A 13,050-nucleotide genomic window follows, 5' to 3' on the forward strand; every position below is an offset into this window, starting at 1 on the left:
ATTGCCCAGAACGATAACATGTTCTACTTTGGGGAAGTGGCACTCAACATCGCGGATCTACTCGAGCACGCCGTCGACGCCGTGCCGGAGCGCATCGCGGTCGTCTGCGGCGATCGGCGGGTCACCTTCGCCGAACTGGAAGAGCGCGCCAACCGGCTGGCGCATCACCTCGCTGCACACGGCGTGGGACCTGGATCCCATATCGGTGTCTATTCCCGGAACTCGATCGAGGCACTGGAATCGATGGTCGCCGCGTACAAGTTGCGCGCGATCGCCGTCAACGTCAACTACCGCTACGTCCACGGCGAACTGCGGTATCTGTTCGACAACGCCGACCTCGTGGCGCTGGTCCACGAGCGCGGCTATTCGGACAAGGTCGCCGCCGTCCTGCCGGAGGTGCCGAAACTGAAACACGTTGTCGTTGTCGACGACGGAAGCGACGGCGACTACTCGTCCTACGGCGGCGTGGACTACGAAGCCGCGCTCGCCGAAGGCTCACCCGAGCGCGACTTCGCCGAGCGCAGCGCCGACGACCTCTACATCCTCTACACCGGCGGGACCACCGGGTATCCCAAGGGTGTCCTGTGGCGTCACGAGGACATCTGGCGCGCGCTCGGCGGCGGCATCAACTTCGTCACCGGCGAGTACGTCCCGGACGAATGGACGCTCGCCGAACAGGGTAAATCGGGCAGCCTGGTCCGGCTTCCGGCCGCGCCGCTGATCCACGGCGCCGCGCAGTGGGCCGCGTTCGGCGCGCTGTTCACCGGCAGCCCGGTCGTGTTCGTGCCGCGGTTCGACGCGCACGAGGTCTGGAAAGCCGTGCAGGAGAACAAGGTCCAGGTGCTCACCATCGTCGGTGACGCGATGGCGCGGCCGTTGATCGACGCTTTCCGCGAGGGCGACTACGACGCGTCATCGCTCGTCGCGGTGTCGAGCCACGCGGCCCTGTTCTCCCAGTCGGTGAAGCAGGAATTCCTCGCGATGGTGCCGCACGTGGTGATCACCGACGCGATCGGATCCTCCGAAAGCGGGTTCACCGGCATCGGCATGGTCAGCAAGGACAGCGACCATTCCGCCGGTCCGCGGGTCAACTTCGGCAAGGACGCCATCCTGGTGGACGACGACGGCGCGCTCGTCGACCCGAAACCGGGAGCGATCGGGCTGATCGCGCGGCGCGGGCACGTCCCTCTCGGGTACTACAAGGATCCCGCGAAGACGGAGAAGATCTTCGTCGAGGTCGACGGCAAGCGTTACGTCGTTCCGGGTGATTACGCGCGCTACGAAGAAGACCTCACGGTGACCCTGCTCGGCCGGGGATCGCAGTGCGTGAACACCGGCGGCGAGAAGGTCTACCCGGAAGAAGTCGAGGGTGCGCTGAAGTCGCATCCGGACGTCTTCGACGCGCTCGTCATCGGCATCCCCGACGACCGGCTCGGCCAGCGGGTGGCCGCGGTGATCCAGCCGAGGACCGGCAAGGAGCTGGACTTCGCCGCGCTCGAAGCGCATGTGCGGACCGAGATCGCCGGGTACAAGGTGCCGCGCACGCTCTGGCTCGCCGAGGAGATCGGCCGGTCGCCCAGCGGGAAACCGGACTACCCGTGGGCGCAGCGCTACGCCTCCGAGCACGAGCCCATCAGCCAACCGGCGTAAAGGAGTTTCATGCGGACGTCGCGGATCTGGACACCACTGTGCGACCGGCTCGGGATCGACCTGCCGATCGTCGGGTTCACCCCGTCCGAACACGTCGCCGCGGCGATCAGCCGGGCGGGTGGGCTCGGCGTGCTGGGCTGCGTGCGGTTCAACGACGCCGCCGAACTCGACTCCGTCCTGTCCTGGATGGACGAGAACACCGGCGGCAAACCGTACGGGGTGGACATCGTGATGCCCGCCAAGATCCCGGCCGAAGGGACGTCGGTCGATCTCGCGAAACTCATCCCGCGGGAGCATCGCGACTTCGTGGAGCGGACGCTGCGTGACCTCGCGGTGCCGCCCCTGCCCGACGACACCGACGAACGCGCCGGGGTGCTGGGCTGGCTGCATTCGGTCGCCAGGGCGCATGTCGATGTCGCGCTGAAACACCCCATCCGGCTGATCGCCAACGCCCTGGGGTCACCGCCGGTGGATGTCATCGAACAGTGTCACGCGAAGGGCGTGCCGGTCGCGGCACTGGCGGGTAAGGCCGAGCACGCCGTCCGCCATGTCGACAACGGCGTCGATATCGTTGTGGCGCAAGGCTACGAGGCGGGCGGGCACACCGGCGAGATCGCGTCGATGGTCCTGCTGCCCGAGGTGGCCGACGCCGTCGGCGACCGCGTCCCGGTGCTCGCCGCGGGCGGGATCGGCTCGGGACGGCAGGTCGCGGCGGCACTCGCGCTGGGCGCTTCCGGCGTGTGGATGGGCTCTTTCTGGCTCGCCACCGAGGAATACCTCCAGACCATGGGGGATTCCGAGGCGATGCAACGCGCGCTGGTCGCGGCGGGTTCGTCCGACACCGTCCGGACGCGGATCTACACCGGGAAGCCGGCGCGGCTGCTCAAGACCCGGTGGACGGAGGCGTGGGCGTCACCGGACGCGCCCGAACCGCTGCCGATGCCGTTGCAGAACCTGCTGGTTTCCCACGCGCACAACAGGATTCACCACGCGTCGGATCCGAGTGTCGTCTCGATGCCGGTCGGGCAGATCGTCGGGCGGATGGACCGGGTGCGCCCGGTCGCCGAGGTGATCGCGGAACTGGTGTCGGGGTACGACGAAGCACTGTCACGTTTGGACAAGACTCGCTGAGGTGCCCCCGAACGCTATGAACGGCCCGTTACTTGCGAAATTTGCAAGTAACGGGCCGTTCATGGCATGCCGTGCCGTGCGATGAAGCTACAGACCGGCGGCCGCGTTCTTGATCGCGGTCGCGAAGGTGCTCACCTCGGTGTAGACGCCGGGAGCGTGCGCACGGGCGCAACCCTCGCCCCAGCTGGTGATGCCGACCTGGGTCCAGGCGCCGGCGCTGTCGCGACGGAACATCGGGCCGCCCGAGTCACCCTGGCAGGTGTCGACGCCGCCGGAGTTGACGTTGCCCGCGCAGATCTCGGCGCTGGCGATCAGGTCGGCGTAGCTGCCGCCCTGTGCCTTGCAGGTCGAGTCGGAGACGAACGGCACGTTGGCCTTGAGCAGGTAACGCTGCTGCGCTCCGCCCTCGGTCGCGGCACCCCAGCCCGCCACGGTGAACGTGCCGCTGTTGTTGGCCGCCGAGGTGTTGATCGGCAGCGTCGGGATCCCGGTGACCGGGCTGGCGAGCTTGATCAGGGCCCAGTCACCACCGGTGGAGGTGGGGTAGGTCGGCGACCGGTGCACGTAGGTCGACTTGACCTTCTTGGCCGCGGTGCTCTGCAGGTCCACGACACCGAGAGTGGCGGTGATGCTCGTGTTCGCCCCGGTCCGCGACACGCAGTGCGCGGCGGTCAGCACGATCTGCGAGGTGTAGAGCGCACCGCCGCAGCCCATCGAAAGCCTTACCATCCAAGGGAATTCACCCTGGGCGGCTCGGGTTCCACCGACCACGTCGGTGGACGGCGGCTGAGCGGCCGCGGCAGGGGGAGCCGTGGCGAGAGCCGCCAGGGTTCCGGCCGCCGCGACGGCGATCAGGGTCTTTTTGAGCAGGCTGAACCGACGCTTGATGTCCAAGGGTTCATTCCTTCCGGCTGTCCACAGTGGAGGCAGGGAGACTGACTGCGGCCAACTGACTACAGCAGGTGGACGGACGTCGGGACAACCAACTTTCTTCGGATCTTTGGGCCGATGATGGTGATTAACGGACGTTCGCGCCGAACCGCCGACGAATGGCGTAGCCCAGAGCGCCTACCGCCACTACTCCGGAACCGGTGAGCACCGAAACCGCCGGAAGGCTGAACGTGAGCACGGCACAGCCGAGCAGGGCGACGACGACACGGCCCGATGCGTCGCCGCGAACAGGCTCCGCCACGGCTGCCCGAGTCCCGGGGCGGCGCAGGCGACGAAGACGGCGTCGCGGGTGCCGCTCCGCCGAAGGAGTGTGCCCGTTTCGTCCACGAGTGTGAGCGTGGCATGAACACTTCGTTCGGGTCAGTACAGGGCAGGTGAATTCGGCCTAGGATCTCCACAGTGAAAACACGTTCGCCGAGAGCCCATCCGACCGCCGACGGTCCGGTCCGTGACGGTATTCCCGAACACGGCCGCGTTCCGCGTTATTACGCGGTGAAAGTCGAACTGCTCGATGTGATATCAGAATTGGGTGAAGGTGCGGTACTTCCCACGGAAAGGGAACTATCCGAAAGATTCGAGGTCTCCCGCGCGACGGTCCGCCAGGCCGTCGGTGAACTCGTGCTCGAAGGGCGTCTCAGCAGGCGGCAGGGGAGCGGCACGTACGTCGCGGGCCCCAAGCTCGTCCAGCCGCTCGCCTTGGTGAGTTACACCGAAGGACTCAGGAGGCAGGGCATTCGGCCGGGCCGGAATCTGATCTCACTGGAACGGCGTGAGGCGGGTCCGTCGCTGGCTTCGGAACTGGAAATCGATCCCGACGACGACGTCATCCACATCGAACGGGTGCTGCTCGCCGACGACGAGCGGGTCGGGCTGGAATCGACCTATCTCACCGCCGAGCGATTCCCGACGCTGATGGATGTGTTCGATCCCACACAGTCGCTCTACGCGTGTTTGCGGGAAAGGCTCGGCGTGGTCTTCGACGGCGCCGAGGAGCGAGTCGAGACCGTGCTCGCCACGCCCCGGGAGGCTCTGCTGATCGGGACGAACCCGGCGCTGCCGATGCTGCTGATGCACCGGACGTCCTGGGGTTCCGACGGGGTGCCCTTCGAACGCGTCCGGTCGCTGTTCCGGGGCGACAGACTCTCCTTCGAGACCAGGCTCGGCCGCGTGGAGTAGCCCGCCCGCGCAATTGGTCCTCTAGTCGCGGTGTTTGCACTTTCAACGACCGCAAGCAGAGGACTACTTGCGGTGAAATGTAACGCAAAGATAACAGGTCTGGTCCAAACTTCGGAGGTACTTCACCTGGGGTTAGGGCCGCCGTCACGGAGCGTTGGTGCGCGCAGGCGAGCGTCTGCGGTGTGCGAATCCTCATCATCGGCGGCGGAGTGCTCGGCACTCAGCACGCCTGGCAGGCCGTCGAACGCGGCCACGACGTCGTCCAGATCGAACGCGAACCCGAGGCCCGGGGCGCGTCCGTGCGTAACTTCGGGCTGGTCTGGGTCGGCGGCCGCGCCACCGGCCCCGAGCTGGAGACGGCGGCCAGGGCGCGGGTGCTGTGGGAGCGCATCGGCGAACGGGTGCCCGGGATCGGCTTCCGGCCGAACGGCTCCCTCACCGTCGTCCGCACGGAGGCCGAACTCGCCGTCGCCCGTGCCGCCGCGGCGAGCACGGAGGATCGCGGCTTCAAGCTGCTCGACGCCGCCCGGACCCGCGAGCTGAACCCGGCCCTGCGCGGCGACTTCCTCGGCGCGCTCTGGTGTGATCGCGACGCCGCCGTCGAACCGCGCGTCGCCCAGCCCGCCCTGCGCGCCGAACTGGCGAAGTCCGGCCGCTACACCTGGGTGCCCGGTCGCGAGATCCGCGACCTGACCACCCGTGGCGTCGTCGACGACACCGGCGAGACGCACGAAGGCGACGTCGTCGTCCTGTGCACCGGCGCCTGGACCGGTGGCCTGGTCAAGGAGCTCGCCGGGCAGACCCCGGTCCGCCGGGTGCGGCTGCAGATGGCCCAGACCGAGCCGTTGGGTGAAAACCTCACCACCACCGTCGCCGACGCCGACAGCTTCCGCTACTACCCGGCGTACCGCGGCGAAGCGCTCGACGGCCTCAACGCCGGGCAGCCGCAGGGCGAGATCGCCGCGGCCAACGCCATGCAGTTGCTCATGGTCCAGCGCCTCGACGGCTCGCTGACCATCGGCGACACCCACGAGTACGACGAGCCGTTCTCCTTCGACACCACCGAAGACCCGTACGACCACCTGGCCGAGGTCACCGGAGCCCTGCTCGGACGGCCGCTCCCGCGTATCGCCCGCCGCTGGGCCGGGGTCTACGCCCAGACCACCGACACCTCCAGGATCGTCCACCGCGCCCGCGTCGCGGACAACGCCTGGCTCGTCACCGGACCGGGTGGCCGGGGCATGACCTGCTCGCCCGCCATCGCCGAAGACACCGCCAAGGAGCTTTCATGGTGAACACCGAACTCGTCGTCCTGGACATGGCCGGGACCACCGTCGCCGACGACGGCCTGGTGATCCGCGCCTTCACCGCCGCGATCGCCGCCGCCGGTGTGTCCGAAGAGGACAGTCGCTACGCGGGCATGCTCGACTACGTCGTCGAGACCATGGGACAGTCCAAGATCGTCGTCTTCCGCGCCCTGCTCGACGGGAACGAGGACCTCGCGCAGCGCGCGAACACCGAATTCCAGGCCGCCTACGGGAAACTCGTCGCCGACGGACACTGCGAGGCGATCCCCGGCGCCGAGGACACGATCCAGGAACTGCGTGCCCAAGGGGTGAAGGTCGCGCTCACCACCGGTTTCGCCGCGAGCACGCAGAACGCGATCCTGGACGCGCTGGGCTGGCACGGCCTCGCCGACGCCGTGCTGGCGCCAGGCGAAGGAGTCCGCGGGCGCCCGTTCCCCGACCTCGTCCTCGCCGCCGCGCTGCGGCTCGAAATCAGTGACGTCCGCCGGATCGCCGTCGCGGGCGACACCCCGTCGGACGTCCAGACCGGCCTCTCCGCCGGAGCCTCGATCGTCGCCGGCGTGCTCACCGGATCGGCGAAGGAGCCGGAACTGGCAGCCGCCGGCGCCACCCACGTCCTCGAATCCGTCCGCGACCTCCCCGCCCTGCTGTCCTAAAAGGAGCTTGAAGACATGAAGAAACTCGCGGCCGCCGCCCTCGCCGGGCTGCTCACGATCACCCTGGCCGCCTGTGGCGGTACCGCCGGAGGCGCGTCCGGCGACCAGACCGTCACGATGTACACAGTGGACGGTCTCGAAGACTGGTACGCCCAGCGCATCGAGGAGTTCAAGGCCAAGACCGGCATCACCGTCCAGGCGGTGACCGCCGGATCGGGCGAGGTCGCCTCGCGGGTGGAGAAGGAGAAGGCCAACACCCAGGCCGACATCCTGGTCACCCTCCCGCCGTTCATCCAGCGGGCCGCGTCGCAGGGCCTGCTCGCCACCACGGCGCCGTCCGGGGTCGACCAGGTCCCCGCCGGGCAGAAGGACGGCCAGGGCCGCTACTTCGCCATCATGAACAACTACCTCAGCTTCATCCGCAACCCGCAGGCCTCGCCCAAGACCTGGGACGATCTCCTGGCCCCGTCGCTCAAGGGCAAACTCCAGTACTCGACCCCCGGCGAGGCGGGCGACGGCACCGCGGTCCTGCTGCAACTCCAGCACGTCCTCGGCGAACAGGGCGCGCTCGAATACCTCGCGAAGCTCGAAGCCAACAACGTCGGCCCGTCTTCCTCCACCGGCAAGCTTCAGCCGAAGGTGGCCAAGGCCGAGATCCTGGTGGCCAACGGTGACGTCCAGATGAACCTCGCCTCGATCGAAAAGAGCGGCGGCTTCGAGATCTTCTTCCCCGCCGACGCACAGGGCAAGCGGTCCACGTTCGCGCTCCCGTACTACGCCGGTCTCGTGAACAACGCGCCGCACGCGGAGAACGCCAAGAAGTTCCTGGACTTCCTGCTCTCGCCCGAGGTGCAGGGCAAGGCCGTGGACGCCTTCGGCGCACCGTCGCGGACCGACGTCACTCCGTCGGGCCCGCGCGCGGACAAGGTGAAGGCGGTGCTCGACGGCGTCGACATCTGGCAGCCGGACTGGGACGCCGTCCTCGCGAAGCTCGACGCCGACCTCGCCGCGTACAAGAAGGCCGTGGGCCGATGACCCCGGCGGTCGAGTTCCGCGGCGTGTCCGTCCGCTTCGGACAGACGACCGCCCTCTCGCCACTGGACCTCACGGTGGCGAGAGGGGAGACCCTGGCCATGCTCGGGCCGTCCGGCTCCGGAAAGTCGACGGCTTTGAAGGCGCTCGCGGGTTTCGTCGTGCCGAGCACGGGCCGGGTCCTGCTCGACGGCGAGGACGTCACCGACCTGCCGCCGCACCGGCGTGGCCTCGGTGTCGTCGTCCAGAGCTACGCGTTGTTCCCGCACATGCGTGTCGAGGCCAACGTCGCTTTCGGGCTCAAGGCACGGAAAACGCCTCGTGCCGAGACGGCGAGCCGGGTCACCGAGGCGCTCGAACTGGTCGGCATGGGCAAGTACGCCCGCCGCTACCCGCGTGAGCTTTCGGGTGGGCAGCAGCAGCGGGTCGCGCTCGCACGGGCACTGGCCATCCGCCCGCGCGTGCTGCTGCTGGACGAACCACTGTCCGCTTTGGACGCCGCCCTGCGCGAGGACATGATCGCGGAACTGCTGCGGCTGCGGGCCGAACTGCCCGACACCACGCTGATCTACGTCACCCACGACCAGGGCGAGGCACTGGCGCTGGCCGACCGGATCGCCGTCATGCGCGACTCGAAGCTGGTCGAACTCGGGCCGAGCCGGGAGCTGTACCAGCGTCCGTCGACGGAGTTCACCGCCAGTTTCCTCGGCGCGTCCAACCTCATCCCGGTGGAACTGATCCAGCTCGACGGCACCCGCGTCCGGCTCGGTGATCGCGAACTGGCGGCCGACCCGTCCGGCGTCATCCGGGCGGGGCAGCCCGTCGCGCTCGGCGTCCGGCCGCACCGGGTCGGGATCACCGCGGCGGACGCCCCCGGGGCGCTGCCCGCGGTGCTGCGCGGTGTCCAGTGGCGTGGCACGGGCTTCCGGCTCGACCTCGAACTCGCGCACGACGGGGGCGAGGTCCGCGCCGAGGTTCCGGACGTCGAGGGACTGCCGAGTGTGGGGGAGCGGGTCGGAGTGTCCATTCCGGACGGTTGTCCGCTGGTGGGCATCGGATGACCGGCATCGCGCTGACCGCCACGGCGGCACCGGCGCGGCGGCAGGAGAAACGGCCGGGCCACGGCTGGTTCCTGCTGCCGCCGGTGCTCGTGCTGCTCGGCTTCTTCGGCTACCCGTTGGTGCTGGTCGTCCTCCAGTCACTGGAATCGAAGACCGGCGAATTCGGGCTTTCGGTCTGGCTCGACGTCCTGGGTTCGGCGGAATTCCGGGACGCCGCCTGGAAGACGATCGCACTCGCACTGGGCGCGACCGCGGGTTGTGTCGTGCTCGGGACGTTCCTCGCGCTGGTGATCGCGTTCGTGCCGTTCCCCGGCGCGCGGACGCTCTCGCGGCTGGTGGACACCGTGCTCGCGTTCCCGTCGTTCCTGATCGCGCTCGCGTTCACCTTCATCTACGGCAGCGCGGGAATCCTCGGCGCGGGCGGGTTCCTGTACTCGCCGTTCGGGATCCTCTTGGCGGAGATCACCTTCTACACGCCGTTCGTGATGCGGCCGGCGCTCGCCGCGTTCGGCCAGGTGTCGTCGGCGCAGATGGAGGTCGCGGCCAGCCTCGGCGCGAAACCCGGCCGCGTGCTGCGGCAGGTGATCCTGCCGGAAGCCCTGCCGTCATTGGCTTCCGGCGCGTGCCTGACCATGCTGCTGGCGATGAACGAGTTCGGCATCGTGCTGTTCCTCGGCGCCAAGGACGTCACGACCCTGCCGATGCTGGTGTACGGCAAGGGGATCGTCACGTTCGACTTCCCGCAGGCGTGTGTCATCGCGGTGGTCAACGTCGTGTTCTCCCTCGCCCTGTACGGAACCTACCGGCGACTGACGAACGGAGGCCGTCGTGCTGCTGTGGACAAGGCGTAGCCGGATACTGCTGTGGGCGGTGTTCGCGGTGCTGTTCGTCGCGATCGTGCTGGCGCCGCTGCTGATGATCGTGCTGGCGTCGGTCGCCGGGAACTGGACCGGCTTGCTGCCGGGGGCACTCACCGGCTCGCATTTCGCGCAGGCGCTGTCCGGGGAGACGTTCGCGAGTCTCTCGGTGAGCATCCAGACCGGCGTCATCGCTTCGCTGGTATCGGTTTTGCTGGGGACGTGGGCCGCGCTCGCGGCGCAGTCCGCGCCGCCCAAGCTCCGGAAGGCCGTCGACACCCTGTTCCACCTGCCGATCGCGGTGCCGTCGGTGGTGCTGGGACTGGCGTTGCTGGTCGCGTTCAGCCGTCCGCCGCTGGCCTTCAACGGCACGCGCTGGATCGTCCTGCTGGGGCACGTGATGATCCTGCTGCCGTTCTCCTACAGCACGGTCTCCGCCGCGATAGCGCGGATGGACCCGCTGCTGGCGCAGGCGGCGGCGAGCCTCGGCGCGGGGCCGGTCCGTGTGCTGCTGCGGGTGCGGCTGCCGGTGCTGCTCCCGTCGATCTCGGCGTCGGCGAGTCTCGCGCTGGCGATGTCGATGGGTGAACTGGGCGCGACGATGATGCTGTACCCACCGGACTGGCGCACGCTGCCCGCCAGCATTTTCGCGCTCACGGACCGGGGACAGGTGTTCCTGGCGTCGGCGAGCACGGTGCTGCTGCTGGCCGTCACCCTCGCCGGGGTGGTGATCCTCGGACTCGCCCGCGGTCGTGCGGCACAGCGTTGAATGCAACCCTTCGTGGTCCCGTTTCCGTCCTGGAACCATGAAGAACGCAGCGAAGACGCTGGGCGCGGGGCTCGTGCTCGCCGCGACGGCGGCCTGCGGCGCGGGCGGCCCCGGAGCACCGGCGAACACGAGCACCCCTCCGGTCGTCACCACACCGTCGGATCTGCCCACCTCACTCCCGGCGAGCCCGCCGGTCGCGAAACCACCGATCTCGCGGCCGACCGTCGGCCCGCCACCCTCGGACAAGATGCTGCCGCCGTCGCAGGTCGACGCCAAGGTGTCCGCGCAGGTCAGCGCCGAAGAAGGCGCGCTCGTGAAGGTGCACATCGAGCTGAGCGGCTGCGATGAGGCGACAGCGAACCTGGCCGAGCAGAACGCGCGGCGGGTCGTGATCAAGGTGAAGATCGATCACGGCGAGCCGGGGCGGATGTGCCCGCAAGTCATCCGCTACGCCGTCCTGCCGGTGAAGCTCGCCGAGCCGATCGGGCCGCGCGCCGTGGTTCTGGAAGCGGGTTGAGATCATGTGCAACCCCACAGCGGCCCCGTTCCGTCCTAGCCGCATGAGGTACTTAACGAATGTAATCGGCCTTGGCCTGATCGTCGTTGCGGTATCCGCCTGCGGGGCGCAGAACCAGGCGGCGGAACCCGCGGCCGGACCCGGGAGCGGCACCCTGAGTACCGTGCCGGCGCCGTCGACCGCTCCGCCGTCGTCTGCCCCGACGTCCGCACCGAGCCAGCCCGGGGTGCCCAACGCGCCACGCCAGGAGGTCCCGGAAGGCAGCACCAAGCTGCCGGACAAACAGCTCGACGCGGCGGCCCTCCCCGCGGACTACCCGCGTGAGGTGTACACGAGCAACGGCGGGACGATCCTGAACATCCGTGGCCAGGAAGGCGGCTGCGGGCACGCGACCGCGGAGGCCGCGCAGCAGGACGGCACCCGGGTCACCGTCAACCTGACCGAACTGAAGGGCCAGACCGGCCAGATGTGCACGATGGACATCCGGCACCCGGTGATCTCGGTGTCGCTGGCGGCGCCGCTGGGTGAACGGACCGTCGTGTTGAAGCAGATGCGGTAACGCGCACTCGCACGACCCGGAGCATGCCGGTCAAGGGATGAGATCGGCGGCGGGATAGCGCGGGGACGGGCGGTCGAAGAGACCGGTGGGGCGGTGCCGCAGGTGGAGGTCGAAGAAAGCACGAAGATAGGCGCGGCTGGTACCGACGGCCTCACCGGGAGAAAGTGTGCCGATCTGCCCCCAGAGGTACTGCTCGGGCGTCGTGTCGGGTGGGAGCTTCGCGACGCCGGAGGCGACGATCTGCGGGAGCAGAGACTCGTAGTCGGCGAAGGAGATGTGTTTGGCTTTCTGCAGTTGCAGGTCTCGTTTCCAGGCGCGCTGGTGGGCCCAGAATGACGCGATCGAGGGGTCTGCCGGTTCTCGGTGTGTGAGGTTGAAGCCCGAACTGCTGAACAACAGCACTGGGCGGTCCAGCCCGTCGGTGGCGACCGGCGGGAGCACCGGACCTGAGACGCCCATGCCGTAACCGAGGTGGCTGTCGACGACGACACCGGCCTTGATGCGGTTGTCGTAGTACATGGCCTCGGCGGTCGTGGCGCCACCGCCGGAGTGGCCGAACATGCCGACCCTGGTCAGATCCAGTGCGTCGGCGAGACCGGCGGGCAGGCGTCGCTCCCCGGCGTCGGGGTTCCGTCCGCTTGCCAGGACGTGGAGTCGATCGAGGACGGTCCGGGTGTCGGCGACCCTGGCGGCGATGGTCGTGCGGTTGAATTCGACCACCTCCGCCTCACTGGCGGGGAGCTTGACCTGCCTCTTTTCGACCCTGCCGCCGGGATGGGTGGCGGAGGGCGGGAAGTCGACGTCGCTCTCGTAGGTGTGGTCGATCGTCACCACCACGGATCCATGGCTGGCCAGGTCCTCGACGAGGGTGGTGTTGAGGGCACGTGGCGCGAAGTGTCCCGGCGAGAACAGCACCACCGGGCGACGGCCTCCGCGTAGCTCCACCGGTGCTCCTGTCCGGCCGTGGGCGCGGACGGTGGAGAAGTCCACGCTGCCTTTCGGAAGGACCGGAGAGCCGGTGCCCCACGTGGCTACGTCGGTCGCCAGGCCGTCCGCAGCGCCTTTGAGTAGGTACGGTGCGATCGGGTAGCGGTCGGCGTCTCGGGCCGGGTACCAGACGCTCACCATCAGCTCACGGTATGGCCGCGTCGGTATCCATGGGTCCGAACGGGATTTGTCGACCAGATGCATCGACACGGTGCCGACCGGATGCGGGCCGGTCGGGGCGGGCAACGTCAGCCGCGATCCGGCTGACGGTTCTGCACGCGCCGCGGCCGGCGCGAGCAGAACCGTCAACACCGTGGCCAGTGCGGCGATACCCGCACGACTTAAGGGTCCTCTTGCTCCTTCGGATTGCTCAGATCTGGACATGACCCGATGATCC

Annotated in this window: 14 protein-coding genes; 11 read left to right on the forward strand and 3 right to left on the reverse strand. The window is 68.7% G+C overall.

Going from position 1 to position 13,050, the window contains the following annotated elements:
* Positions 1 to 36: 36 nt before the first annotated feature.
* The gene (locus ACLARN_RS21315; protein WP_409493200.1) at positions 37 to 1,650 is read left to right on the forward strand and encodes an acyl-CoA synthetase; all 1,614 of its coding nucleotides are present in this window, start codon (positions 37 to 39) and stop codon (positions 1,648 to 1,650) included.
* A 24-nt stretch (positions 1,651 to 1,674) separates the two neighbouring features.
* Complete coding sequence (locus ACLARN_RS21320) at positions 1,675 to 2,781, forward strand: NAD(P)H-dependent flavin oxidoreductase (protein ID WP_409493330.1); 1,107 nt, start codon at positions 1,675 to 1,677, stop codon at positions 2,779 to 2,781.
* Between the two features lie 87 nt (positions 2,782 to 2,868).
* Here ACLARN_RS21320 and ACLARN_RS21325 read toward each other — a convergent pair whose 3' ends face one another.
* Both ACLARN_RS21325 and ACLARN_RS21330 read right to left on the reverse strand, forming a co-directional pair.
* Entirely contained in the window at positions 2,869 to 3,675 is an 807-nt protein-coding gene (locus tag ACLARN_RS21325; RefSeq protein ID WP_409493201.1) for a S1 family peptidase, read from the reverse strand.
* A gap of 124 nt (positions 3,676 to 3,799) precedes the next feature.
* A complete protein-coding gene (locus ACLARN_RS21330) occupies positions 3,800 to 3,973 on the reverse strand; it encodes a hypothetical protein (protein WP_409493202.1) in 174 nt (57 codons plus the stop codon).
* 158 nt (positions 3,974 to 4,131) lie between these two features.
* Here ACLARN_RS21330 and ACLARN_RS21335 point away from each other — a divergent pair, with 158 nt between their 5' ends.
* The 9 genes from ACLARN_RS21335 to ACLARN_RS21375 all read left to right on the forward strand — a co-directional run bounded on the left by ACLARN_RS21335 (position 4,132) and on the right by ACLARN_RS21375 (position 11,666).
* A complete protein-coding gene (locus ACLARN_RS21335; protein WP_409493203.1) occupies positions 4,132 to 4,908 on the forward strand; it encodes a GntR family transcriptional regulator in 777 nt (258 codons plus the stop codon).
* A 182-nt stretch (positions 4,909 to 5,090) separates the two neighbouring features.
* A complete protein-coding gene (locus ACLARN_RS21340) occupies positions 5,091 to 6,203 on the forward strand; it encodes a TIGR03364 family FAD-dependent oxidoreductase (RefSeq protein ID WP_409493204.1) in 1,113 nt (370 codons plus the stop codon).
* Positions 6,197 to 6,871 (forward strand): phosphonatase-like hydrolase, encoded by a 675-nt coding sequence (locus ACLARN_RS21345; protein ID WP_409493205.1) that lies wholly within the window; start codon positions 6,197 to 6,199, stop codon positions 6,869 to 6,871. Before ACLARN_RS21340 ends, ACLARN_RS21345 begins: the two co-directional genes overlap by 7 nt.
* A 15-nt stretch (positions 6,872 to 6,886) precedes the next feature.
* Positions 6,887 to 7,906, forward strand: coding sequence for a 2-aminoethylphosphonate ABC transporter substrate-binding protein (locus ACLARN_RS21350; RefSeq protein WP_409493206.1), 1,020 nt, complete (start codon positions 6,887 to 6,889; stop codon positions 7,904 to 7,906).
* Complete coding sequence (locus ACLARN_RS21355; RefSeq protein WP_409493207.1) at positions 7,903 to 8,964, forward strand: ABC transporter ATP-binding protein; 1,062 nt, start codon at positions 7,903 to 7,905, stop codon at positions 8,962 to 8,964. The genes ACLARN_RS21350 and ACLARN_RS21355 overlap by 4 nt, the downstream gene beginning before the upstream one ends.
* Entirely contained in the window at positions 8,961 to 9,815 is an 855-nt protein-coding gene (locus ACLARN_RS21360) for a 2-aminoethylphosphonate ABC transporter permease subunit (protein ID WP_409493208.1), read from the forward strand. Before ACLARN_RS21355 ends, ACLARN_RS21360 begins: the two co-directional genes overlap by 4 nt.
* Positions 9,793 to 10,590 carry an ABC transporter permease gene (locus ACLARN_RS21365; RefSeq protein WP_409493209.1) on the forward strand — a complete coding sequence of 266 codons (798 nt, stop codon included), beginning with the start codon at positions 9,793 to 9,795 and terminating at the stop codon, positions 10,588 to 10,590. The genes ACLARN_RS21360 and ACLARN_RS21365 overlap by 23 nt, the downstream gene beginning before the upstream one ends.
* Positions 10,591 to 10,627: 37 nt before the next feature.
* The gene (locus ACLARN_RS21370; RefSeq protein WP_409493210.1) at positions 10,628 to 11,107 is read left to right on the forward strand and encodes a hypothetical protein; all 480 of its coding nucleotides are present in this window, start codon (positions 10,628 to 10,630) and stop codon (positions 11,105 to 11,107) included.
* Between the two features lie 163 nt (positions 11,108 to 11,270).
* Positions 11,271 to 11,666: a hypothetical protein gene (locus ACLARN_RS21375; protein WP_409493211.1), complete on the forward strand. Its 396-nt coding sequence runs from the start codon at positions 11,271 to 11,273 to the stop codon at positions 11,664 to 11,666.
* Between the two features lie 30 nt (positions 11,667 to 11,696).
* Here the strand turns inward: ACLARN_RS21375 and ACLARN_RS21380 are convergent, their stop codons facing one another.
* The gene (locus tag ACLARN_RS21380) at positions 11,697 to 13,037 is read right to left on the reverse strand and encodes an alpha/beta hydrolase family protein (protein WP_409493212.1); all 1,341 of its coding nucleotides are present in this window, start codon (positions 13,035 to 13,037) and stop codon (positions 11,697 to 11,699) included.
* Positions 13,038 to 13,050 lie beyond the last annotated feature (13 nt).

This window comes from Amycolatopsis sp. cmx-11-12, assembly GCF_046269425.1.
In the GTDB taxonomy this organism is placed as follows: Bacteria; Actinomycetota; Actinomycetes; order Mycobacteriales; family Pseudonocardiaceae; genus Amycolatopsis.